General features: G+C 58.8%; 19 protein-coding genes. 8 read left to right on the top strand and 11 right to left on the bottom strand.

All coding sequences use genetic code 11. The annotated features are described in order from the left end of the window. Positions 1-9 precede the first annotated feature (9 nt). Positions 10-1,629 (top strand): FMN-binding glutamate synthase family protein, encoded by a 1,620-nt coding sequence (locus DFS28_RS25940; protein WP_111452019.1) that lies wholly within the window; start codon positions 10-12, stop codon positions 1,627-1,629. A gap of 25 nt (positions 1,630-1,654) precedes the next feature. Here the strand turns inward: DFS28_RS25940 and DFS28_RS25945 are convergent, their stop codons facing one another. Genes DFS28_RS25945 through DFS28_RS25955 form a run of 3 tightly spaced genes read right to left on the bottom strand, consistent with a single transcriptional unit; the run spans position 1,655 to position 4,477 of the window. After that, on the bottom strand, positions 1,655-3,163 hold the full coding sequence (locus DFS28_RS25945; RefSeq protein WP_111452020.1) for a glucosyltransferase domain-containing protein: 1,509 nt from the start codon (positions 3,161-3,163) through the stop codon (positions 1,655-1,657). Position 3,164: 1 nt separating this feature from the next. Beyond that, positions 3,165-4,106, bottom strand: a complete 942-nt coding sequence (locus DFS28_RS25950) for a glycosyltransferase family 2 protein (RefSeq protein ID WP_111452021.1) — start codon at positions 4,104-4,106, stop codon at positions 3,165-3,167. Then, the gene (locus DFS28_RS25955) at positions 4,103-4,477 is read right to left on the bottom strand and encodes a GtrA family protein (protein ID WP_111452022.1); all 375 of its coding nucleotides are present in this window, start codon (positions 4,475-4,477) and stop codon (positions 4,103-4,105) included. Before DFS28_RS25955 ends, DFS28_RS25950 begins: the two co-directional genes overlap by 4 nt. A gap of 236 nt (positions 4,478-4,713) precedes the next feature. On the opposite strand from DFS28_RS25955, the gene DFS28_RS25960 reads away from it, so the two are divergent. Then, positions 4,714-5,838 carry an OpgC family protein gene (locus DFS28_RS25960; RefSeq protein ID WP_111452023.1) on the top strand — a complete coding sequence of 375 codons (1,125 nt, stop codon included), beginning with the start codon at positions 4,714-4,716 and terminating at the stop codon, positions 5,836-5,838. A 241-nt stretch (positions 5,839-6,079) separates the two neighbouring features. Here DFS28_RS25960 and DFS28_RS25965 read toward each other — a convergent pair whose 3' ends face one another. Further along, entirely contained in the window at positions 6,080-7,498 is a 1,419-nt protein-coding gene (locus tag DFS28_RS25965) for an amino acid permease (protein WP_111452024.1), read from the bottom strand. A 712-nt stretch (positions 7,499-8,210) separates the two neighbouring features. Between DFS28_RS25965 and DFS28_RS25970 the strand changes: the two genes are divergently transcribed. Then, a complete protein-coding gene (locus tag DFS28_RS25970; RefSeq protein ID WP_111452025.1) occupies positions 8,211-8,669 on the top strand; it encodes a transposase in 459 nt (152 codons plus the stop codon). Between the two features lie 350 nt (positions 8,670-9,019). Beyond that, positions 9,020-12,136: a transglycosylase domain-containing protein gene (locus tag DFS28_RS25975; protein ID WP_111452026.1), complete on the top strand. Its 3,117-nt coding sequence runs from the start codon at positions 9,020-9,022 to the stop codon at positions 12,134-12,136. A gap of 71 nt (positions 12,137-12,207) precedes the next feature. On the opposite strand, the gene DFS28_RS25980 is transcribed toward DFS28_RS25975, so the two are convergent. The 5 genes from DFS28_RS25980 to DFS28_RS26000 all read right to left on the bottom strand — a co-directional run bounded on the left by DFS28_RS25980 (position 12,208) and on the right by DFS28_RS26000 (position 17,878). After that, positions 12,208-12,708 (bottom strand): CS1 type fimbrial major subunit, encoded by a 501-nt coding sequence (locus tag DFS28_RS25980; RefSeq protein ID WP_111452039.1) that lies wholly within the window; start codon positions 12,706-12,708, stop codon positions 12,208-12,210. Positions 12,709-12,740: 32 nt separating this feature from the next. Further along, the gene (locus DFS28_RS25985; RefSeq protein WP_111452027.1) at positions 12,741-13,487 is read right to left on the bottom strand and encodes a molecular chaperone; all 747 of its coding nucleotides are present in this window, start codon (positions 13,485-13,487) and stop codon (positions 12,741-12,743) included. Between the two features lie 59 nt (positions 13,488-13,546). Further along, a complete protein-coding gene (locus DFS28_RS25990) occupies positions 13,547-14,767 on the bottom strand; it encodes a hypothetical protein (RefSeq protein WP_111452028.1) in 1,221 nt (406 codons plus the stop codon). A gap of 4 nt (positions 14,768-14,771) precedes the next feature. After that, a complete protein-coding gene (locus DFS28_RS25995; protein ID WP_111452029.1) occupies positions 14,772-17,294 on the bottom strand; it encodes a CS1-pili formation C-terminal domain-containing protein in 2,523 nt (840 codons plus the stop codon). Between the two features lie 107 nt (positions 17,295-17,401). Then, on the bottom strand, positions 17,402-17,878 hold the full coding sequence (locus DFS28_RS26000) for a CS1 type fimbrial major subunit (RefSeq protein ID WP_111452030.1): 477 nt from the start codon (positions 17,876-17,878) through the stop codon (positions 17,402-17,404). Between the two features lie 507 nt (positions 17,879-18,385). Here DFS28_RS26000 and DFS28_RS26005 point away from each other — a divergent pair. Further along, positions 18,386-18,961, top strand: coding sequence for a PadR family transcriptional regulator (locus DFS28_RS26005; protein ID WP_111452031.1), 576 nt, complete (start codon positions 18,386-18,388; stop codon positions 18,959-18,961). Beyond that, complete coding sequence (locus tag DFS28_RS26010) at positions 18,958-19,743, top strand: siderophore-interacting protein (RefSeq protein ID WP_111452032.1); 786 nt, start codon at positions 18,958-18,960, stop codon at positions 19,741-19,743. The genes DFS28_RS26005 and DFS28_RS26010 overlap by 4 nt, the downstream gene beginning before the upstream one ends. A 126-nt stretch (positions 19,744-19,869) precedes the next feature. Here the strand turns inward: DFS28_RS26010 and DFS28_RS26015 are convergent, their stop codons facing one another. Next, positions 19,870-20,526 carry a Pr6Pr family membrane protein gene (locus DFS28_RS26015; protein ID WP_111452033.1) on the bottom strand — a complete coding sequence of 219 codons (657 nt, stop codon included), beginning with the start codon at positions 20,524-20,526 and terminating at the stop codon, positions 19,870-19,872. Between the two features lie 2 nt (positions 20,527-20,528). Next, the gene (locus DFS28_RS26020) at positions 20,529-20,759 is read right to left on the bottom strand and encodes a VF530 family DNA-binding protein (protein ID WP_111452034.1); all 231 of its coding nucleotides are present in this window, start codon (positions 20,757-20,759) and stop codon (positions 20,529-20,531) included. A gap of 302 nt (positions 20,760-21,061) precedes the next feature. On the opposite strand from DFS28_RS26020, the gene DFS28_RS26025 reads away from it, so the two are divergent. Beyond that, on the top strand, positions 21,062-22,444 hold the full coding sequence (locus tag DFS28_RS26025; protein WP_111452035.1) for a carbohydrate porin: 1,383 nt from the start codon (positions 21,062-21,064) through the stop codon (positions 22,442-22,444). Positions 22,445-22,658: 214 nt separating this feature from the next. Next, positions 22,659-25,070, top strand: coding sequence for a glucose/quinate/shikimate family membrane-bound PQQ-dependent dehydrogenase (locus DFS28_RS26035; protein ID WP_111452036.1), 2,412 nt, complete (start codon positions 22,659-22,661; stop codon positions 25,068-25,070). Positions 25,071-25,312: the final 242 nt, after the last annotated feature.

Here is a 25,312-nt window from a genome sequence, read left to right on the forward strand (position 1 = left end):
GGAAACCGTATGAGCCTGTCACTCCTGAGCCGCTACGCCTTCTTTGCCGTCTGTGTGATGTTTACCCTCGCCAGCCTGCCCTTCCTGGAGCACGACTGGCTCTGGCCGATCACCGTCGCCACCGGCATTCTCAGCCTCGTGGGCTTGTTCGATCTGCTGCAAAGCCCTCACGCCGTGCGCCGTAATTACCCGATCCTCGGCAACATCCGCTATCTGGTGGAGGGTATTCGCCCGGAAATCCGCCAGTACCTGCTCGAGTCCGACAGCGACGCCCTGCCCTTCTCCCGGGCTCAGCGTTCGCTGGTCTATTCACGGGCCAAGAACGAAAGCGCCGACAAACCCTTCGGCACCTTGATCGATGTGTATCAGTCGGGTTTCGAATTCATCGGCCACTCCATGCGCCCGGCGCCGTTGAGCGACCCGAGCAGTTTCCGGGTCACGGTCGGCGGCCCGCAGTGCACGCAGCCGTACTCGGCGTCGGTGTTCAACATCTCGGCCATGAGCTTCGGCTCCCTCAGCGCCAACGCCATTCGGGCGTTGAACCAAGGGGCGAAACTCGGCAACTTCGCCCACGACACCGGTGAAGGCAGCATCAGCGCCTATCACCGGGAAAACGGCGGCGACCTGACCTGGGAACTGGGCAGCGGCTACTTCGGCTGTCGCACCGCTGACGGGCGCTTCGACCCGGAACGCTTCGCCGCACAAGCGCAGACGCCGCAAGTGCGGATGATCGAAATCAAGATGAGCCAGGGCGCCAAACCCGGCCACGGAGGGATCCTGCCCAAGCACAAAGTCACCCGGGAAATCGCCGAAACCCGCGGCATCCTGATGGGCGAAGATTGCATCTCGCCGTCGCGGCACAGCGCGTTTTCCACACCGATCGAGTTGATGCATTTCATCCAGCAGTTGCGCGAACTGTCCGGCGGCAAACCGGTGGGCTTCAAGTTTTGCCTGGGTCATCCGTGGGAATTCATGGGCATCGCCAAGGCCATGCTGGAAACCGGCATCCTCCCCGACTTCATCGTGGTCGATGGCAAGGAAGGCGGCACCGGCGCCGCGCCTGTGGAATTCACCGACCACATCGGTGTGCCCATGCGCGAAGGCCTGTTGTTCGTGCACAACACGCTGGTCGGCCTGAACCTGCGGGACAAAATCAAACTCGGCGCCAGCGGCAAGATCGTCAGCGCTTTCGACATCGCCAGCGTCCTGGCCATCGGCGCCGACTGGGCCAACTCGGCACGCGGCTTCATGTTCGCCATCGGCTGCATCCAGTCGCAGAGCTGCCACACCAACAAATGCCCGACCGGTGTCGCCACCCAGGACACCCTGCGCCAACGCGCACTCGTCGTCCCGGACAAGGCCCAACGCGTCTTCAACTTCCACCGCAACACGCTCAAGGCCCTGGCCGAAATGCTCGCCGCTGCCGGGTTGGAACATCCTTCGCAGCTATCGGCCAAGCATCTGGTACGGCGCATGTCGGCGACCGAGATCAAATTGTTCTCGCAGTTGCATGTGTTCTTGAAACCGGGGGAATTGTTGACCGGGGAAGTGAATGGCGAGTTTTACTCGCGGATGTGGCAGATGGCGCGGGCGGACAGTTTTGAGCCGAATGAAGTCGTAGCGGCCTGAACCCGACGGCCCCTGTCATCGCGCTTTACCAGTGCAGCGCCTTAATCGGCGCTGGCTCTTTCATGACAATAAAACCGTAATCGCCAATCAGATAAATCCGGTAGTACTGGCTCTCCACCAGCGGCGCAAAGTGCTGATAACCTACCCGGGTCGCGTTACGTCGCTCCTTCTCCGCAACGACGTTGGTGATCCCCACTTTCGGCAGGTTCTCGGCCAGCATGTAGAAGTCGATGTTCAGCAGATAGTGCAACACCGGCATCTGCTTGAACGAGCCTGCCGCCCCCAGCAACCAGTGATCGGAATAGGTCACTGACATGTAAATGCGCTTGGCTTCGAACAGCTGTCGATTCGACACGATGTCGTGTTGAAGACTCAATAGCGCGCTGGCCGCGAAGGCTTTCTGCACCGTCAGCACGCGCCCGTAGGCATACGACAGCGAAAGCATCGCCAGCAACGGAATCATCAACACCAGCGGCAGCCGCTGGTGGATTCGTGCCAGCGCCAGATGGCTCAAATAGAACAACAGCACCAACAGGACCGCGAAGCCCATCAGGGTCCTGGCGCCTTCATTGAAGTCCCGGAAAAACAGCGCCATACCCGACACCAGTAAGGTCACTACCGGTAATGTCAGCACACAGATCAGGCCGATCAGCATTTTGTTTACTGTGCTGTCCTGACGCGTCACGACGTTGAGCCCCAGGCGAACCGCGCCAGCCATGGCGCACAGCAACAACCCGGCGAACACCCAGGCAAATCCGCCGTGAAACAGCAGCACGACTTTTTCCAGCACCCTGGCGATGTTGACGTGCAGTTGCAGCAACGGCTCCGCGTTCCAGTTCAGCAGCAGGGTGCGATTGTGTTGAGTGAACGGATAAGCACTGACGGCGTAAATCAGACAGCCCAGGAAGGCCTGAGCGATTTTCCAGCCGATCAACCCGCACCATTGCGGCCAGGCCAGTTTGTCATTGGCGCCCCTGAGTACCTCCACGCAACACAACCCGAGAAACACATTGAAGCTCACCTGATACAGCCCTATCGCCAAGGCAACCAGGAAGGACGGCACCAGCCACTGCTGAATGCGCGAGGGGGGCCGAAAGGTGATCGCATAGGTGACCGCCACCACGCTCAACGCCATGGAGGGCCCGTCGTATTGATAAGACAGGTTTTGCAGAAAGAACGGGTTGTACCAGAGCGGTAGCGTCACCAGGCAGCAGGCAATCGTCGGTTGCGGGTAGTAATGAAACGTCAGGCTGGTCAGCGCCGCAGCCATGGCCAGTGTGGCGATCAACAGCGGCAGCGGAAAGATGTTCGGCGCGGCATTGCTGAACGTCAGCAGGTTGTACAACAGCTCGCTGAACAACCGCCCCTGCCCCGTCCAGGCCATACCGGCCGACAACGATCGCCAGTTGTCATCGATATACGGATAGTCCGCGAGGAGCAGCGGCACCACATACACCAAGGTCGCCAACAGAAAAAACAGCCAGACCTGCCGACGCCCGAGTTCCTTGCCGAAAAAGTCGCTGAACCTGCCCATGCTAAAACCCGAGCCGGTCTTTGCCGCCGACGATGTCTTTCACCACGTAACGTGGCCGATGCTTGGCTTCGATGTAGATACGGCCGACGTACTCACCGAGGATGCCGATGCCGATCAGCTGCACGCCGCCGAGAAACAGAATGGCCGTCATCAACGACGGGTAACCGGGGACGCTGTTGCCGAAGAAAATCTTGTCCAGCACCATGTACACCGCGTAGAGCACCGCGAAGATCGAGATTCCGCCACCGACGTACGTCCATAAGCGCAACGGCACCGTACTGAACGAAGTCACGCCTTCCAGCGCCAGGTTCCAGAGCTTCCAGCCATTGAACTTGCTGGTGCCCGCCACTCGCTCGGCGCGCTCGTATTCCACCACCACAGTGTTGAACCCGGCCCATGACAGCACGCCTTTCATGAACAACTGGTGCTCGGGAAGCGCGCGAATCACGTCGACCACCTTGCGATCCATCAGCCGAAAGTCCCCGACGTTTTCTTCGATGCGGGTGTAAGCGATGCGGTTCAGCACACGGTAGAACAGCGAAGCGCTGTGGCGTTTCAGGTAACTGTCGGTGGTGCGATCCCGGCGCTTGGCGAGCACCACATCCGCGCCTTTTTGCCATTCGCCAATCAACCGCGGGATGACGCTGATCGGGTCCTGCAAATCGACATCCATGGGAATCACCGCATCGCCGGTGGCATATTCCAGGCCGGCGAACAACGCCGGTTCCTTGCCGAAGTTGCGCGAGAAGTTGATCAGCAAGACCTGTTCATCGGCCTGCGCCAGGGCCTTGACCTCCTCGGCCGTGCGGTCGGAACTGCCATCGTTGATGAACACGATTTCGACCTCGGCCGGGTCAAGCCTCAACTCGCGACGCACGGCCTGATAAAACAGGCTGATCGCCTGTTCTTCATTGAATACCGGAACGATCAACGAGACTCTCATGCACTGCGCTCGCGAAAGACCACGTACTTTGAAAACAGAAAGCCAAGCACCAGGCTCAATGCCGAAAAGATAAATACCGTCAGCAGGCCATGAAGTCTCCATACGTCACCGGCATGGCCGACGCCCAGGCTCAGCGCCCCCATAGCTCCCAAGAATAGAAGATAACCGCCGACCGACGCCTTGGCTTCGAAGGTATACAGCGCGTTCATGTAGAAGGAAAACGAGGCGGCAACGCAGAAGGCAGCCAGGTTGCTGACCGCCTGACTGAGGCCGGCCCCCACGCTCAGCAGGAAAAAAATTTGCCAGTGGATCAGCGTGTTGGCGACCCCGACTACCGTGTAGCTGGAAAATCCTTTCCACAAAAATCTCATGGCGATTCTCCCGTTTCACGTCATAAAACTTTGAACTTGTCTACTGTCAGAAATCACAGGTGGGCGGACCTTTCAGACCAGCGGTCAAGGCTTGCCTGAATGCCAGGAGACATCCCGTAATATCCCGGTTTTGCAATTGCCCGCGAATCACGCCACCCTGCGCGCCGCCGCCGATGTGCTGCACGCAACGCCTTCGGCTACTCCTTATCCCGACACCCGTTCACGAGCCTGCCGTCATGACGTTTGAGCGCGATCACCGAATCGACTTTTTTCGCGGCCTGGCACTGATCTTCATTTTTTGGGATCACGTGCCTCACAACCCCCTTGGCCAAATCACCCTGCGCAATCTCGGTTTCAGCGATGCCGCAGAAATATTCGTGTTTCTCGCCGGCTACGCAGCCGTTCTGGCCTACGGCAAAATCCTTGCGCGCGAGGGTTACCTGATCGCCTGCGTGAAAATTCTGCGGCGCGCCTGGGTGCTCTACGTGGTCCATATTTTCCTGCTGGCCATGCTGATGGGCATCGTGTTCTTCGCCAACAGCCATGTGGAAACCCGCGATCTGGTGGAGGAGATGGGCCTGCATCACTTCATCACCAACCCCCAGCAAGCGTTGACGGATGAGTTACTGCTGCGCTTCAAGCCGAACCTGATGGACCCGCTGCCGCTGTACATCGTGCTGCTGGCGGGATTGCCACTGGTTCTGCCGTTGCTGGTGCGCGAGCCATGGGCGGTTGTAGCGGTGTCATTGGCGGTGTACTTGTTGGCACCGCGGTTTGGCTGGAATCTGGCGGCCATCAAGGACGGTGTGTGGTATTTCAACCCGGTCACCTGGCAACTGCTGTTTATCCTCGGCGGCTTTATGGTGATTCATGGGCAGCGGACACGGTTGCCCGACACTCGCCCGCTGTTGCGCCAGCCCTTGTTTGTCAGCGCGGCGGTATACGTGGTGGTGGCCGGGGTGATTACCATCTCCTGGCGCTGGCCGCAAATACACGATGCCCTGATGCCCGCCAGCCTGAGCAACTTGCTGTACCCGATCAGCAAGACCGATCTGTCGCCGGTCCGTCTGCTGCACTTCCTGGCGCTGGCCTACGTCACCGCCAGGCTCTTGCCCGGCAACGGCTGGACGCAAAACTGGCTCGCGCAGCAATGCTGCCGCATGGGGCGCTACTCACTGGAAGTTTTCTGCCTCGGCGTGCTGTTGGCGCCCTTGGCGGACATGCTCAACGCCCTGACCGACGATGCGTTTGCCATGCAGGTTTTCACCGCGTTGGTGGGTGCCGGGGTGATGGCGTTGCTGGGGGCGTGGCTGGATTTCAACAAACGCCTGAATCAACCGATTCAGGTCGCCGCCGCCTGATATCGCCAGTGGTGAGGGGAATTTTGTGGTGAGGGGATTTATCCCCGTTGGGCTGCGAAGCGGCCCCAGCATCTTTTCAGACAGACTAAGTTGTCTGGATTACGACTGCTTCGCAGCCGAACGGGGTGGTGCGGCATTCCGATAAATCCCCTCACCACAAAAGCTCGCTCACACATGATTGCCAGCCAATAAAAAGCCCCGATCATCACGACCGGGGCTTTTTCATTTCAGGCGTTACACCTTACGAAGCACGCACCGCCGCCCCCAGCGATACATTGGTCGGTTGCAGCTTGAACATGTAGAACAACACCGTCAGCAGGACCAGGAACGCCGGCCCCACATAGAGCGCCACGCGGGTGTCCGGGAAGTACGCCATCAGGCCGACCACCAGCACCAAAAACGCCAGCGCCAGGTACGAGCTGACCGGATACAGCCACATCTTGTATTTCAGACCGGCACGTTCGCTGGCGCTCAGGCCTTGGCGGAACTTGAGCTGGGCCAGCAGGATCATCACCCAGGTCCAGATCGCGCCGAAGGTGGCAATCGCCGTCACCCAGACAAACACTTTCTCCGGAACCATGTAGTTGAGCAGCACACCCAGTAACAGCACGAAGATCGACAACAGCAACGCGCGACGGGGCACGCCGTTGTTCGAGGTCTTGGCGAAGCCGGCCGGGGCCTGACCGTTCTGCGCCAGGCTGTAGAGCATGCGCCCGGTGCTGAAGATGCCGCCGTTGCAGGATGACAGTGCCGCGGTGATCACCACAAAGTTGATGATGCCGGCGGCGGTCTTGATGCCCAGACGCTCGAAGGTCATCACGAACGGGCTGCCCTGGGTGCCGATTTCGTTCCACGGGTAGATCGACAGGATCACGAACAACGCGCCGACGTAGAACAGCAGAATCCGCCAGAACACCGAGCCGATCGCATTGGGAATGGTCTTCTGCGGGTTCTTCGCTTCACCCGCGGTCAGGCCGATCATCTCGACGCCGAGGTAGGCGAACATCACCATTTGCAGGGACATCAACACGCCTTGCACGCCGTTGGGCATGAAGCCGCCGTGTGCCCAGAGATTGGAAATCCCCAGCGCCACGCCGTCATTGCCAAAGCCGAACGCGATCACGCCGATACCGCCGATGACCATCGCAATGATGGTGACGATCTTGATCAGGGCGAACCAGAATTCGAACTCACCGAAGGCTTTCACCGCGATCAGGTTGATCGAGCCCATGCTGATCAACGCGGCGAGCGCCCAGATCCAGCGCGGTACATCGGGGAACCAGACGCCCATGTACACCGCCACCGCGGTGATTTCCGCAACGCAGGTCACCAGCCACAGGAACCAGTAATTCCAACCGGTCAGGAAGCCCGCCAATGGGCCGAGGTAGTCTTGAGCATACCGGCTGAAGGAGCCGGCGACCGGGTTGTGCACCGCCATCTCGCCGAGGGCGCGCATGATCACCAGGATCGCCAGACCGCCGATGATGTAGGAAAGCATGATTGCCGGACCAGCCATCTCGATGGCTTTGGCCGAACCGAGGAACAGGCCGACGCCGATACAGGCACCGAGCGCCATCAAACGAATATGCCGTTCGCCGAGTTCGCGTTTGAGCGGGCCGCCTTGAGCGGTCTCGCCATTGGACAGGTGATTGCCTGGCATAGGGGTACAACCTCGTCTTGTTATTGGATATGACCACCGAGTGTCGAAGCGCTGACCGGTAAGCCAATGCTTGTCTGAAACCAGGCCTGCTTCGTGGGCAAACCCGTCTTGTAGGACAAAACCTGCAAGATCAGCGGGGCGTGCAGTATAAAAAGCTTCTTACAGGGTTTTTCACTCTATAAACCACAACATTTAGCGAGAACTCTCGGCAAAAGTCCGGTTTACGGAGGGGCATTACCTGCATTACGTAGGATTATTCGCCAATGAAACGGCGCGGAGTATTGCACGGTAATGGTGCATCGTCATGCCCCTGCCTGCGCAGAAGTTACAGCCCGATGGCTCTAGTTCAGGTCTTTCAGACTCCCCAACCTCTGTGGTGAGGGGATTGATGTGGTGAGGGTATTTATGTGGTGGGGGGATTTAATGTGGCGAGGGGATTTATCCCCGTTCGGGTGCGCAGCAGCCGTAAAACCTGTGGATGCGGTATGACTGAAAGAACACAGGGAGCGCTTCGCACTCCAACGGGGATAAATCCCCTCGCCACATTAAATCCCCCTCACCACATCAATCTCCTCACCACAGAGGTGCTCCCACCACTGCTGTAAATCTTTCGTAGCAATCAGAAATTTCACTCAAAAGTCTCAGCGTCGATACAGACCACTGCGTACTAGCCTGAAAGCGTCACTTGACGATCACGTAAGGAAGCAATGGATTGCCTACTCAACCTAACTCTCATCGCCTGCGCTTCGGCCGACATTCCGAAAACGGTCGCGCTTATCTCATCACCGGGGTTATCCATAATCGCCAACCCCTATTTTCTGATTGGCGCTTGGGCCGCCTGCTTGTCGCAGAAATGCGACGGGCTCACGACGCCGGGCTGGTGAATTCAATCGCTTGGGTGGTTATGCCTGATCACTTTCATTGGCTGATGCAATTGCAAGACGACAATTTAGGGAATGTCATTGGTGCTACCAAAGCCCGATGCGCCCAGGCAGTGAACAAAACGACAGGCCGAAGTGGCTCTTTGTGGCAAACCGGCTATCACGACCGGGCAATCCGCGATGGAGAAGAACTCCTGCCGTTCGCTCGATACATCGTTGCAAATCCCTTGAGAGCAGGGCTCGTAGACAAAATCGGCGATTACCCACTCTGGGATGTCTGCTGGTTGTAACGTCACTCCCCTTCTGTGGCTACCGAACTCCCTGTGGTGAGGGGATTTTATGTGGTGAGGGGGATTTATGTGGTGAAGGGGATTTATGTGGTGAGGAGCTTTATGTGGCGAGGGGATTTATCGGAATGCCGCACCACCCCGTTCGGTTGCGCAGCAGCCGTAAAACCTGAGGACGCGGTGTGACTGACAGGACACAAGGGAGCGCTTCGCACTCCAACGGGGATAAATCCCCTCGCCACAAGTCAAAGTGGATCCATGATATTTGTGTATCCACAATTTTTTCACCAACGCCAACCACCGTCTAAGCTTCAGACAAGTCCTCTCAATCTGCGTAAATGGATCAGTCGACTATGGGCGTTTTGTGGCAAACCGATTCGAGTAAAAATGTGGTTCCGACTGGACGTATGGACGAAACGCCTTTACCTGAAAAACCCCGAAGCAGTCGCACAAAGCACGGCTGGTGGGCGTTTTGGTTGTTGTTGCTGATTATCCTGATTGTCCTGGGGTTGGCTGCGGCCAAGGAAATGCGCACGTCGAAGTTTCAATCCCGGGAACTCAGCCAATACGCGGCCACCCTGAGCTACGAGCTCAAACCCGGTCCCAGCGATGCCATTCGCTATCCCGGTGCCGGTCCTTTCGACCTGCGCCTGGGCTACAGCTCTCTGGGTGAGTTCCTGCCGCGTTTGATCAAGCGCGACTACGTTGTGGCGTCACAGACCCGGTTTTCACAAAAGTTGATGGACTACACCGACAAGGGCCTTTTCGTGCCCTATGCGGAGAAAATCCAGGCTGGATTGGTGATCACCGATTGCCGTGCGGCACCGCTTTACCAGTACAAGTACCCACAACAGCTGTATTCAAGCTTTGCGGCGATCCCCCCTGTGGTGGTCAACAGTTTGCTGTTCATCGAAAACCGCTTTCTGCTCGATCCCCATCAGCCCCGGGCCAACCCTGCCGTGGATTGGCCTCGGTTCGGCATGGCAGCGTGGTCCCAGGTCGCCAAGTTAATGCACCTGCCGGGCCAGTCGGCGGGCGGCAGTACCCTGGCAACGCAACTTGAGAAGTACCGGCATTCGCCCGATGGCCTGACCGTGTCGGGCGCGGAAAAAATCCGGCAGATGATTTCTGCCAGTGTGCGCGCCTATCAGGCCGGACCGGAGACCCTCGAAGCCCGGCAGAACGTGATTCGCGATTACCTCAACAGCGTGCCCCTGTCGGCAGTACCGGGTCACGGTGAAGTGCATGGCATGGCCGAAGGTTTGCGCGTCTGGTACGGCGCCGATTTCAACCAGGCCAACGAGCGGCTGGCCAGCAAGGAGACAGATCCGAAAAGCATGTCGGAAAAAGGTCTGGCCCTGCGTGAGATGCTGTCTTTGATGATTGCCCAGCGCCGCCCTTCCCACTACCTGACCAAGGGGCGCGAGGAACTGGCCGACCTCACCGACAGCCACATTCGCCTGCTGGCACAGAATGAGGTGATCGATGCGCCACTCGCGGCAGCGGCATTGGCCAGCAAAGTGACCTATCGCGACTGGCAGACACAGCCAACCATTCAGCCGATCGAAACCAACAAGGGCATCAGCGTGGCACGCAGTCGTCTGGGCGGGTTGCTCAACCGTCCGTTGTACGACCTCGATCGCCTTGATCTTTCCGCCACCAGCACCCTGCAAGGCGAGTTGCAAACCCAGGCTACCGAGTACCTGAAGCATCTGGCCGACCCTGCGTTTGCAGCGCAAATCGGCTTGATGGGCGAACGCCTGCTGACCCCCACCAGTACCGCCCAGGTGCGCTACAGCTTCACGCTGTTCGAACTGACCCCGGACGGCTCGCGGGTGCGGGTGCAGACCGACAGCACCGACCAGCCGTTCGATATCAATGAAGGCAGCAAGCTGGAGCTGGGCTCCACCGCCAAGATGCGTGTGCTGACCACCTATTTGCAGATCATGGCCGAGCTGCACGATAAATACGCAACGATGACCGTCCCGGAACTGAAGAAAGTCGAGGTCCCGGAGCAGGACCATCTGAGTCGCTGGGCCGTCGATTACCTGATCCAGAACAAAGACCGCAACCTGCCAGCCATGCTTGGCGCCGCGCTGGACCGCAAATACTCCGCCAGCCCCGGCGAAGCCTTTTTTACCGGTGGCGGGTTGCATGTGTTCCATAACTTTCGCAAGGAAGACAACGGCCGCATGCCGACGCTTCGCGATGCAATACGTGAGTCGATCAACCTGCCGTTCATTCGGCTGATGCGTGATCTGGTGCGCTATACCACCTATTCAGGCCCCAACAGCAGCGCCGAATTGCTCAAGGACGACCGCGACCCTCGGCGTCAGGAATACCTGGCTTCGTTTGCCGACCGGGAAGGCACATCGTTCCTCCTGAAATTCTGGAAGAAGTACAAGAACAAGGACACCCAGGCGCGGCTCGAAACCTTCCTCGACAGCATGCGCCCAACCCCCATTCGCATGGCCGCGGTGCATCGGTATCTGTTGCCGCAGGCCAGTCAGGAAAGCTTCAACATGTTCGTGCGCTCGCACCTCAAAGGCGCCAAGCTCACCGAAAAGCTGACCGACGAACGTCTCCAACGGCTTTACGAAAGCTACGGCCCTGGGGCCTACGACTTGCCGGACCAGGGCTTCATCGCCAAGGTCCACCCGCTCGATTTGTGGTTGATGGGCTACCTGCTGAACAACCCGGATGCCAAGTTCAGCCAGATCGTCAAAGCCAGCCAGTTCGAACGTCAGGAAGTCTACAGCTGGCTGTTCAAAAGCCGTCACAAGCTTGCCCGCGACAGTCGCATTCGCACCATGCTGGAGATCGAGGCGTTCCTCGACATTCACCAGCGCTGGCAGAAAGTCGGCTATCCGTTCGATCACCTGGTACCGTCGCTGGCCACCGCCATCGGCAGTTCCGGCGATCGTCCGGCAGCCTTGGCGGAGCTGATCGGTACCATCCTCAACGACGGCGTGCGCATGCCGACACTGCGCATCGACAGCCTGCACTTCGCGGCGAACACGCCGTATGAAACCAAACTGATCAATAACCCGGATGTCGGTAAACGGGTGATGCCTTCCGAGGTAGCCACAGCCATGCGCGAAGCGTTGTCGCAAGTGGTGGATGCCGGTACAGCCAAACGTATCTCCGGCAGTTTCGTAACGCCTGATGGCAAACCGTTGGCCATGGGCGGCAAAACCGGTACGGGCGATAACCGCATCGAAGCCTTCGGTTCGGGTGGGCGAATTCTGAGTTCGAAATCCATTAACCGCACCGCGACCTTCGTGTTCTACATCGGCGATCGTCACTTCGGCACGATGACGGCGTTCGTGCCCGGGCAATCGGCCGAAGCGTTCAAGTTCACTTCGGCCCTGCCAGTGCAAGTGCTCAAAGGGATGGCGCCGATTCTGATGCCGTACCTACAACCGGGTAGTAGTGTCGCGTGTGCGCCGGTTCCGACGTCGCGACTGTGAGTTTCAGACATTGAGTTCAATAGTGGCGGCCGATGCGCGAGCGCCTTGAAAACCGAAGCGCCTGCTTGCGCTCACTCCCCCGGGGCCCTGGCGTTGAACAACAACAGTACGTTGCCGTCGTAATCGCCCGGGCGGTATCCCCCGGGCGGCATCACTGGCGCGATCTCCAGCAACACCCGCGTGCCTGCCGCCGCTTCGGCCGCCGACACCACCAGCCGCGCAGAAAGGTCCGGGCTCAACTCCACCCCGTTGAAACTGACCCGCAATGCCATGTTGTCACTCGGCCTGCCGTTCGACAGGTAGGGGGTGGCCTCCAGGCGCGCTTCAATGGCGCTGGTGTCATGCCGCACATCGAAATACTTGCGCACGCTGCTCAGGGTCTTGGTGGAAGGGTTCCAGTTCAACCGCTGCGGTCGGTGAATCCAGTCCGACTCGGCCGGGATTACATAAAACCCAAGGGTCGGAATATCCGCCGACACTTCGAACGTGTGCTCCTCCCGGGCCGCGAAAGCGCAAGCACTTATCAGCGTCAAGGCACCTACGCATCCGGCGACGGTCGCTTGCTTGATCATGTCAGTTATCTGTTGCATCACCGATCACCTCATCATTGCTTGCTGGCGATGCGCAGCGTTTTTTTCGCGTTGCCCTCGACCAGAGTGAAGCGGTACTCGCGACCGGGCTTTTTCTCGAATTCGAACGTCTTGCCCGCAAGGATGTGGTGCTTGGTAGTCGGCTCGCACTCGGTCTCATCCTTCAGCGAGCAGTTGCGAAACTCGTCGACCACCACGACCGTATTGCCGTTATTGCGCAGCGTATAACGCTCGGCTGCGTCATCGATCACGCTGTCGAAACGACTGTCCTTTGGCCGCACGAAGAACACCGTGCCAAACCCGGTCATGACGTTGACCCCCGCCGACAGATTCTTTTTATATTCATCGCGCTCCTCGCTGGACACCGCAAAATCGTCTTCCTTTTCCGGCACCACCGGCACAAAGCGCACGCGAAAATAACGTTCGGTGTCCCGATTGCCCATCAGCAGCAAGCGTGTGCCCTGCATGCCATTGGCCGGCACGATCAAGCGCGCGGGACTGGCCATCAAGCCATCACGGCCACTCTCATCCGCTTGTGTCTTGACTGGCACTTCACGGGACGTGCCATCGTCGTCGTAGATAATCTCCAGGATGTTGACTTTGACGAACGCGGTGCTGTCACCGCGGTTGAACACACGCTTGAGGTAGGTGCTCTTGTCACCATCCAGATAGTCGTAGACCGTTCCGACGTTAATCTGCGGCCCGGCCTGAAGACCCAATGAAAAACCGCTCAAACCCAACAGCAACCACAGACGTTTCATACCCTTGAACCTCATGACATTGAACACAACACGGATGGCACCTGGCGATACGCAGCCCATCAAAGATCCGAATCCCAGATCACCGTGACGTTGCCGGCGTAGTAGCCCGCCTGACCGGGGCTGAGCATGAAACCCATCTGACTGGATGGAATTTCGAAGTGCAGTACGCCGGGACGCCTGTCCACATAAAAGCTCGGTTGAAACTGCTGGGCATTCGCTGCACCGGTACGTAACCGGCGTTGCTTGACCGGTTGGCCGGAGAGGTCGGTCAGGCCATTTGGCAGTGTGGTGCTGACCTGCACCTCAACCGCACGCCCGGTCTTTCGGTCCAGGATCATGCATTCAAAAGGGTTTATGGCGATTTCGCATTCCAGGTGCATTTTGAAACGCGTCGACGCCGAGATATTGAAACTCTGATCCCGGAACAGCCGTACAGGCTTGCGCCCTTCCTGCAACCAGCTTTGCCAGCCACCCGCCGGGGTCAGCCGGATTTTTTCCCCGCCAGGAGGAATATCGACTTTCAGCGTGTGCTGTACATCCAGCACGAAGTCCAGGGTCAGGTTACTGTCGTCCGCATGCATGCTTCCCAAGTCGAAATCAGCGCCTGGGCCGACTCGATAGCTCAGCGATCCGGTATAGAGCCCGGTCGACATTCCCAGCGGGTTAGGCGTGCGCAGTTCATAGGCAATATCCAGCGTGTCGAAGGACATGAGCGGGATAGCGAACTGGTTGATTTTATAGCAGGCCGTCTCTATCGGGGTTTTCCAGAAGAATCGATAGGTACTGGGTGTGTACGCCCCTACGCCGCTGTATTCGCAAGGAGGTGGCGCATATACCCAGCTGCTGCTGTCCCACAGTTTCTGATGTCCTTCGAGTATGTCTGTCACACCGACCAGGCTGGCGGCTGACTGACTCAGCACGTACTCGGAACCTACACCAGTAATGCGCACCTCGACCGTTTCGGTTTCCTGCGTGTCCCTGTTCGTCACCGTCAGTTGTCGCCAATAGGCCGGTACTTTCACAGGGATGTAATCCAGCCGCCCGATGTTTGCCCTCGGCCCGAAGCGAACGGGCAAACGAATGCTGAACATATTGTTTTCCTGGCACACATGCGGGTAAGTCGCGCAATAACCGCTGTTCGGGGTCTTGTTGATGAATACGTTTTTTTGCGGCTGCGAGGGATCGGGGGTGAACAGCGCCCGGATCTCCTGATTCACCGCCCCGACCGATGGAGCCACCAGCGTCATCGCCAGCGCCAGGCCGATAGTAGAGATTTTCATGACTTCAACCTGCCTTCTGGTCAGAGGAACTGGCATCGGCCAGCGTGTCCGGCGTGCACTGCAGATCACCGATCATCAAAACGTTGTTTTCACTGCGATGACGATTGGCATCGAGGCGAAACCGGCACAACAGCTGATTGGCGTAACGCACCTCCAGGGTCGGTGAACCGGCGTTCATTTCCATCGAGAAAAACCCGTCGACTTCAGTCACCCCACGGCTGGCATGGTTGATCACGTGATGCCCCTTGAGCGGCTGTCCTTGTGCATCGAGCAAACGCCCGAGCACGGTCAGGGTTTTCATCACCCGCACCTGGCGATAATCCACGCCGCCCTTGTTGAGGTGATAACGGGTACGGGAAGGTTCGATGCTCGCCGCCGGCACATGGTTGCCTTCGAAATCAAAGCTCACCGAGCTGTTCCTGTAGGCCGTCAACGGAATGAAATTGCGCCCCGGGTGCAACGCCACGCTGCCGCCACTGAGGTCGTCGGCGCGCAGGGCGATGCCGTCGATATCGGACTCGATGTCGACAATCATCCCGGCGCCGCGCCCCTGATGCTGGCTGGTCAGGGCCATGCGCTGACCACCAACGACCACCGTGCTGTCGAGGTTTACGCCGCCAGTGAAGTTGCCATTGAAGGATGAACGCTGAACAAAACCGTCGCCGTTGATCGCATCGGTGCGAAAGTTCGTCAGGCTCGACAAGCCGACGCCATAGGTGTCGGTGAGCGCGGTTACCGAGACACTTTGCAGCACATGGTCTTGCAGGTCTTTGCGGTAACCGAGTGACGCGTTGTTGTCGCGGCTGCCGTCACGGGCCGTACGCGAGCCGATGCTGCCGGATACTTGCTGGCCAGGTCCGCCCAATGCCATGTTGATGCTTAGATCAACCCCGCGATTACGCGCATCGCCGCTGCTGTAGCTGCCCGGACGATCGAACAGCGACAGTCGCCAGTTGGCATCGCTGCCCAGCAGCGTCATGCGTTGCGTCCAACCCAGGTCCAGGCCGACGCCTTCAACGTTGCCGTCGCTGTGAGACACCCGCGCGTTGAGCGAACTTTTGCGGCTGATCCGGTGGTTCAACGCCAGCGATGAATTGCTGGTTTCGCCGGTGAACACGTTACGTTGGCGCACGCGGGTGCCGTCGGGCAACGTGTCGTAGGTGTTGGTGGTGTCGAGCCAGCTGCGGTTATGGCTCACGACCAGGCTGCCGGAACCATAGTTGTAGAGCGCTTGCAGATCGGCGCCGCTGCCGTGGTCTTCGGTCTGGTACAGATTGGCGTAGAGGTTGATGCTGTTGGCCAGGCTCCAGTCGATGGAACTGCCGTACTGAAGGGTGTTGCGGACCTGACGTGCCGACAACCCTAGAATCGCTCGAGGATGCAGCAGGTAGTTGATCGCAGCTCCCGCCGTCGCATCGCCGTCGTTCTGTTGATCCCAGTTGCTGAGCAGTTTGCTTTCCTGCCCGGCGAACAGGTTATAGCGCCAGCGCTCATCGAGATTGCGCCAGTTGTTCGGTTTGTAGATCAGTTCCTGGGTGGTCGAGGTGGTTTGACCGTCTTCGATCAATCGCACTTCCACTTCGTAAATACCGCCGGGCAATGGCCGGGTGTCGAGGGTTTGCAAACCTGCCGGGACTGACTGGGTGTTGATCAGTAAACCATCGCGAAAAATCTCCACCGAGGCCTGGCGATTGGCGGTGACATAAATCGGATAAACACTGGGTTTCGGGCTCTCGATCGCCAGGCTGTCAGAACTGCCGTACATCACGCCTACGGCGATATCAGGGCTGGTGCCAAACGAGCGCGGCTGACGAGTGAGGCCTTCGGAATTGGGAGTGAAATAACCCAGTCGAAAAAAACTGCCTTGCAGTTCGCGCTGGGTGTAGAGCTCATGCACCGCGTGGTAGGTCTTGGTGTCCGGGCCGCCAAGACGTGCCAGTTGCATGTTGAAGGTCTGGCTCCAGTTGCCAAGGCTACCACTGGCTTCGAGGCCGAAACGCCCGCCCAGATCCTGATCCTGGCCGCCGTTGAGGTTGAGCTGGTTGCGCACCATCAAGCCGCTACTGCCGCCTTCGGGCTGTTCGTAAAAACGCTTGGCTTGAGTGTCGCGCTCGGCATTTTCGGTGACGATCGACAGCAGTGAGCTTTCCAGGTTGTAGTGAACCGCCAGCATCTGTTCCGGGCACTGGCCGGTACAGGCGCCCAGCGCCACGCCGGGCTTGAGAACATCGGCCCAGGTTTGGCGCTCACTGGCGTCAAAACGGCTTTCGCTGGTATCGGTGAAATCGAGCAACGTCACCCGGTCGTCGCGGGACAACACAATCATCGCCTCGCCGAGGGGCTGTTGATCGAGCTCGACCCGAACGGCCAACGGCACATCGAAGAAATGCTCCTCGAAATCCGCCGGCAGACCCTTGGCCTGGGCCAGCAAACTTCTGGGGGTATTATCAATAGAAGTCGGCGCCGCAAATGCGCTGCTACATAACAGCAACGCAAGCGCTGCCGCGATGGGCGTCATCGGGAACATGAACAAGTACTCTGATTACAAGGAAGTCAAAACCCGGCCGACAAACCGAATGTTTGCCGACCGGTTACGTTACTTTGAATAAGTAAACGTTCTGCCGCGAGTCTTACTTAGACGGAAGGTTCAACTACCAGCAGGACAACGCCGGTGTAATCACCTGCATCAGGCTTGCCGCCTGTTGCACTGATTTTGAACGGTGCGCGATAGCGGACGTTGGACTCGGCTTCGCCTACCACTTCCTGCGAAGTGGTTGTCAGCGTTTTGCCGTTGAGCTCGACTTTCAGGTCGATGGTCTTGTTACCGGCAATCAGCTTCGGCACACCTTCCAGGCGGGCGTGAACCTTGCCGGCGGTGTGCAGCACGTCAAAGTGCCCGTCAACTGTTCTCATGGAGTCGGTAGACGGGTTGTAGCTCATGTCCTGGTCCTTGTTGACCAGGTCCGCATCGACCGGCACCGCGTAGAAATCGTCGGCCGGAACGTGGGCCACAATGTTGATGGAGTGCTTGGCCTCGGTAGCGGCAAACGCCATCGAGGAGCTCAGTGCCAGAACAGCCAAAGGAGCAGCAAACGCGATTTTCTTGAACATTAGTCAGTACCTGTCGTTTTAAAATAATCGATTCGTTGAACGTTACTGGATAAGTGGAACCGTCACGAGCAGCCCCTTTATTCAGATGAACTTTCAACGCCGAAAGATGATCGGCCAATTATTCTGGAAAGTAAGCAGGCAAGTTCCGACAACCGCGTAGCCAGAGTGCATTAGCGAGGAAAGAAAAAACCTGAAATAACATAAAAGTGACTGTCTGGCTGTAAGACACAGACTACAATTCTTGCTCTATCCGCGATAACAACGAGATATTAACCAAGTAACTTCTGTAGGACTAACACTACATACCCAGCAAACATTAGGCACGCACATAACATTAGAGAGTTAACACTAATTTCCGGATTCTCACTGAATTAAAAACCACCATTTTTTTGATATTGCAGGCTTCGACCCGACGCGACGCTCGGGGTGGCCACTGGTCGGGAGTCCTTGCGCTCTCGTTAAGATATATCTTAAGTTGTATCTAAACACGACGAGAGAAAGCAAAAAATGAGAGACCATCATTCCCCCCACCGTGAACACGGTGACAGCCACGACGGCTTCGAGAAACGCCCCGCCCGCGAACGCGGTGGACGCGGCCCCCGGGTGTTCGCCCCCGGTGACCTGAAACTGCTGCTGTTGGCGCTGATCGCCGAACAGCCTTGCCACGGCTACGACCTGATCCGCCAGATCGAAAGCATGTTCGACGGCGCCTACTGCCCCAGCCCCGGTGTGATCTACCCGACCCTGACCTTCCTTGAAGAAAGCGAAATGATCCTGGGCGACGCCGAGGGCGGGAAAAAACGCTACACCATCACTGATGCCGGACGTCTGTCATTAAGCGATCAGGCGATCGCACTGGACGGCGTGCGGATGCGCATCGAAGTCAGCAAGCGCTCATTGCGCGGCCATGATCGCCCCGCCGAGATTCACGAAGCAGTGCACAACTTGCGTCATGCCTTGCAGATGCATCACGGCCGCTGGAGCCCGGAAGAAATCCTGCGGGTGCGCGACCTGCTCAACAACACCGCCAAAGCCATCGTCGATGGCCCTGTCGTTCAACCCGCTCAGGAGCAAGCCGAATGACCGAAGTGATCGTGCAAACCATCCACCGTGTCAGCCACGAGATCAAACGCCGTCGTCTGGAAGTGTTGCGGGTGGTCGACCTGACGCCGCGCATGCGCCGCATCACGCTGGGTGGACCGGAACTCGCGGGCTTCGTCAGCCTCGGCACGGACGACCACGTCAAACTGCTGTTTCCACAAAACGCGGCGGAACAAGCGGCGCTGGAAACCCTGGTGCTCGGTGCCGGCAAAACCGATCAGCCGATGCCGGCGATGCGCGATTACACGCCGCGTCGTTACGACCTGAACACGCTGGAACTGGACATCGATTTCGTTTTGCATGGCGACGGCCCTGCCTCGACCTGGGCCGAGCAAGCCAAACCCGGCCAATTCCTGCACATCGGCGGGCCACGGGGCTCGATGGTCGTGCCGGACATCTTCGACAGCTACTTGCTGATCGGTGACGAAACCGCCCTGCCTGCGATCGCTCGACGCCTGGAAAGCCTGGCGGCCAATCGCCGGGTGCTGGCGGTCATCGAAGTGGAGAACGGTGCCGAGCAACAGAAGCTGGAAAGCGCTGCGCAGGTGAATGTGATCTGGGTCTTGCGCGAAGGCGGGAAGAACAACTTGCTCAACACCGTGAAGGAACTGCAAGTGCCCAGCGGCAACCTGTACGCCTGGGTGGCGACCGAAAGCAAAGTGTCGCGGCAGATCCGCCGGGTGTTGCTCGATGAGCATGGACTGGATGAAAAGTTCGTCAAAGCCGTGGGTTACTGGCGGCTGGATGACAGCGACGAAGAGTGACAACCTCAGCGAAAATCCCCCTGTGGGAGCGGGCTTGCTCGCGAAGGCGGTGTGTCATTCAGCATTGATATGACTGACACACCGCCTTCGCGAGCAAGCCCGCTCCCACAGGGGGATTTTTGGCGTTTATAAAATTGGTTTTCGCCAGCGATCCAGTCCGACCACCAACAAGGCAATCACCACAAACCCCAGCAATAACCCCCCGGCATTCACAAACACCTGTGGATAACCCAGCTTCTCGACATCAATGAATGGATAGGGATAAACCGCCAGCAGATGCCCGCGCCACAACGAATACGCGAAGTACACCACTGGATAGATCACCCACGCAGCGATATGCCGAAGTCGCAACGCGCCTTTCGGCACACAGCACCACCAATACGCCAGAAACAGCAGCGGCATGACGTCATGCATCAGCTCATCGGCCAGCCATTGCCAGCCTTGCGGATGCCATAAATGGCGCAACAACACGTTGTACGCCAGGCCGACCACAGCGATGCTCACGGCAATGCCGCTACTCACCCACGGTTGCAAAAACCAGCGCCGCGTCGCCGACTCGCGGGACGTCAGCTCACACGTCAGCACGGTCGCCACCAGCGTATTGCTCAGCACGGTGAAATAGCTGAAGAAGCTGACCAGCCCACCGAGCAAGCTGGCCGCCAGCGTCCAGCGTGAGTAGAAAATCAGGTACAGCTGAATGCTCAGTCCCGCCCAGCCAAGCACCGCCGCCACGGCCACAAAACGACGCCTCGCGGCAGACCCCGGCGTCGAGAGGCTAACCATGCTCAGACCGGGCGCTTGGTGCGCATCAACTTCACGTACAAGCGCTCGACCTTCTCCCGTGCCCATGGGGTTTTACGCAGGAATGTCAGGCTCGACTTGATGCTCGGATCACTCTTGAAACAGCGGATATCGATGCGCTCGGCCAGCCCCGACCATTCGTAGTGATCAACCAGGGCGTTGAGGATTTGCTCCAGCGTCACGCCGTGCAGCGGGTTGTTGTTCTGTTCGGTCATGCCGGGCCTTTGCGCGAAGAAAGAATAAAGAAGCCGCGCACCTTAGCCGAGGGTGTGGCCGGGTGGAAGCGCTCTGTGTGTTCCTCCATTAAATGTAGGTGAGCTGCAAAAGAACGCACCCGGACCTGTAGGAGCATTACGCACTGTTACCAAATCCGAAACGCTCCATGTCAGTAAAAGCGCTTTCTCTATTTGTAACAGGACATTATCCTTGCGCCCGTCAAGCTGAAACGCTTCCGCTGCCCGCGACATACTGCCGCTTCAGTTCACTTCCCAGAAAAAGACCCAGAATTACTTCCCCTATGCCTTATTTTCAAACTCCGCGAGACAGCGCTGTCTGCACCCCTATTGCCCAGCGAAAGGCCCTGAACCTGATCGGCGGATTCACCGCGTTGGGCCTCGCCACTTGCACCCAGGCCGCTCCGGCTTTCGACAGTGAGTCGCCGTGGATGCTCGGCGACTGGAACGGCACGCGCACCGAACTTTCGGAAAAAGGCTACGACTTCAAAGTCGATTACACCGGCGAAATGGGCAGCAATCTGCACGGCGGTTACGACCATGACCTCACCGCTCGCTACAGCGACCAGTTTGGCCTCGGCACGCACCTGGACCTGCAGAAGATTCTGGGCTGGGACGACGCCGAATTTCAGCTGACCATCACCGAGCGCAACGGCAACAACATCAGCAACGACCGCATCAATGATCCCCGTGTGGGCGGATTCACCTCGGCTCAGGAAGTCTGGGGCCGTGGCCAGACCTGGCGCCTGACGCAGATGTGGTATCAGCAGAAATTCTTCGATCAGAAGCTCGATATCAAAGTCGGCCGTTTCGGCGAAGGCGAAGACTTCAACAGCTTTCCCTGCGACTTCCAGAACCTGGCGTTCTGCGGCTCGCAGGTCGGCAACTGGGTCGGTGGCATCTGGTACAACTGGCCGGTCAGCCAATGGGCGATGCGGGTCAAATATCACCTGACGCCTGAGCTGTACGCGCAGGTCGGCGCCTATGAGCAGAACCCGTCGAACCTTGATCGCGACAATGGTTTCAAGCTCAGCGGCAGTGGCACCCAGGGTGCGATCCTGCCGGTGGAACTGGTCTGGTCGCCGAAGCTCAACGGCCTGCCGGGTGAATACCGCGCCGGCTATTACTACAGCAGTGCCAACGCCACCGACGCTTACAAGGACAGCAACGGTCAGCCGGCCGCCCTGAGTGGCGAGGCTTACCGCAGTGCGTCGAGCAAACATGGCGTGTGGCTCGGTGTGCAGCAGCAATTGACCAGCCGCGCCAGCGACAACTCCCGCGGCCTGAGCGTGTTCGCCAACGGCACGATGCACGACAAGAAGACCAACGCCATCGACAACTATGTCCAGGCAGGCGTCGTCTACAAAGGCTTGTTCGATACACGCGCCAGGGACGACATCGGTTTCGCCCTGGCTCGCGTCCACGTCAACCCGGCCTATCGCAAGAACGCCGAGGCGACCAATCAGGCCCGCGCCGTGTTCGACTACAACGACCCGTCCTTCCTGCCACCGCAGGACACTGAATACAGCGCCGAACTCTATTACGGCGTGCACGTCACGAACTGGCTGACCGTGCGCCCGAACCTGCAATACATCCGCCACCCCGGTGGCGTGGACCAGGTCGATGACGCGCTGATTGGCGGGATCAAGATCCAGTCGTCCTTCTAACCAACACCACAACCCCCTGTGGGAGCGGGCTTGCTCGCGAAAGCGGTCTATCAGGCAACCAGGATGTTGAATGTGATGGCCTCTTCGCGAGCAAGCCCGCTCCCACAGGGTAATGCGTCAACCCAACAGTTTTTATCTGAACCCTGCCCGCACCGGATCATCATCTACAGTGAACTTGCGCGGGACTACTTAAAACGTCACGGAGAACCACACTATGAGCACTGATGGTGCTTTGAGTCGAAGCCGTCTGCTGCCGAGCCTGCTCGGTATCCTGCTTCTGCTAATGGGCCTGGCCATGCTGGCCGGGGGGATCAAGCTGAGCATGCTCGGCGGCTCGCTGTATTACCTGCTGGCCGGTATCGGCCTGGCACTGACCGGCGTGCTGCTGATTGCCGACCGTTATGCAGCGCTGAGTCTGTACGCCGTGGTGTTGTTCGCCAGTACGGTCTGGGCACTGTGGGAAGTCGGCCTGGACTGGTGGCAACTGGTGCCACGTCTGGCGCTGCTCTTTGCCCTCGGGATCGTCATGCTGCTGCCGTGGTTTCGTCGCCCGTTGCGCAGCGGTGAGTTCAATCCGGTCGGCACCGGTGTACTGAGCGCTGCCGTGGTCATCGCCGGTATCGCCGCGCTGGCCAGCCTGTTCACCCACCCGGGTGAAATCAAAGGCCAACTGGACCGCGACAGCGTGCCGGGCATGACCAACACCGCCCCGGCCATGCCCGACGGTGACTGGAACTCCTACGGCCGTAGCGCACACGGCGATCGTTACTCGCCACTGACCCAGATCACCCCGCAGAACGCGAACAAACTCGTTCCGGCCTGGACCTTCCGCACCGGCGACCTGCCAGGGCCGAACGACCCGGGTGAAACCACGGCCGAAAACACCCCGCTGAAAGTCAACGGCATGCTCTATGTCTGCACGCCGCACAGCCAGGTGATCGCGCTGGACCCGGACACTGGCAAGGAAATCTGGCGTTTCGATCCGAAGCTCTCCACGCAAAACGCGGCGAACTTCAAGGGTTGGGCACACATGACCTGCCGTGGCGTGACCTATCACGATGACGCCGTTTATGCGTCCGAACAAAGCCCGACCGGCACCGCCAACCCTGCGCCGGTCAGCAGCGTCTGCCCACGCCGGATCTTCCTGCCGACTGCCGATACCCGCCTGATCGCCCTCGACGCCGACACCGGCAAGATGTGCGAAGACTTCGGCGACAAGGGCCAGGTTGATCTGCGCGCCAACATCGGCGGCTTCACGGCGGGCGGTTACTACTCCACCTCGCCTCCAGCGGTCACTAAAGACCTGGTAGTGATTGGCGGCCACGTCACCGACAACGTCTCCACCGACGAGCCTAGCGGCGTGATCCGCGCGTTCGACGTGCACACCGGCAAACTGGTGTGGAACTGGGACAGCGGCAACCCGGACGACACCACGCCGATTGCCGAAGGCAAGATCTACACCCGCAACTCACCGAACATGTGGTCCATGTTCTCGGTCGACGAAAAACTCGGCATGCTTTACCTGCCGATGGGCAACCAGACCCCGGACCAGTTCGGTGGTGCGCGCACCCCTGAATCGGAATTGCACGCCGCCGGCCTGACCGCCCTCGACATCGCCACCGGTAAAGTGCGCTGGCACTTCCAGTTCACCCACCATGACCTGTGGGACATGGACGTCGGCGGCCAGCCAACCCTGATGGACCTGAAAACCGCTGACGGCGTGAAGCCAGCGGTACTCGCGTCCACCAAGCAAGGCAGCATCTACGTGCTGGACCGCAGCACCGGTAAAGCGATCGTACCGATCAACGAAGTGCCAGTGCCTCAAGGCGCTGTCGAAGGTGATCACACCTCGCCAACCCAACCGAAATCCGACCTGAACCTGATGCCACCGCCGCTGAAAGAACGCGACATGTGGGGCGTGACACCGTTCGACCAACTGATCTGCCGGATCGGCTTCAAATCCATGCGCTACGACGGCCCGTTCACGCCGCCGTCGCTGCAGGGTTCGATCGTGTATCCAGGCAACTTCGGCGTGTTCGACTGGGGCGGTATCTCGGTTGACCCGGTGCGTCAGATCGCTTTCATGAACCCGGACTACATGGCGTTCAAATCGAAATTGATCCCGGCCGCCGAAATCGCTGCCCAAGGCCCGCGTAAAAGCGAAACCGAAGGCGTGCAGCCGAACAAAGGCGCGCCCTACGGCGTCATCCTCGAACCTCTGCTCTCGCCATTGGGCCTGCCGTGCCAGGCACCGGCCTGGGGTTACGTGACAGCGGTCGATCTGACCACCAGCAAAATCATCTGGAAACACAAAAACGGCACCGTGCGCGATAGCTCGCCGGTTCCGATCCCGCTGAGCATGGGCGTGCCTAGCCTGGGCGGCACCTTCACCACTGCCGGTGGCGTGGCCTTCCTGAGCGGCACCCTCGACCAGTACCTGCGCGCCTACGACGTGAAAAACGGCAAGCAACTGTGGGAAGGCCGCCTGCCAGCCGGCGCGCAAACCACGCCGATGACCTACACCGGCAAGGACGGCAAGCAATACGTGCTCGTTGTTGCGGGTGGTCATGGGTCGCTGGGCACCAAGCAAGGTGACTATGTGATTGCGTACAAACTGTCCGAGTAAGTTTTAGCGGCAGCAAAGTAAAAGGCGACTCCTGTTTGGGGAGTCGCCTTTTTTTGCGAATGATTACCTGGCGGAGCCTGCGACTTTTGGGCTTTACGAGTCGATTTGAACACCCGCAGGTCCTTGCCGTTCGTCTGGAAACCACGTCTACCTGTTATTTCTGACAGTAGCCACTTCCCCGCAAAACCTGTGTGATACCTCCATCGCCCGGCAATCGAAGGCCTGCGAAGTCTTTCAACAAT

The organism is Pseudomonas sp. 478, from assembly GCF_003254125.1.
Taxonomy (GTDB): Bacteria; Pseudomonadota; Gammaproteobacteria; order Pseudomonadales; family Pseudomonadaceae; genus Aquipseudomonas.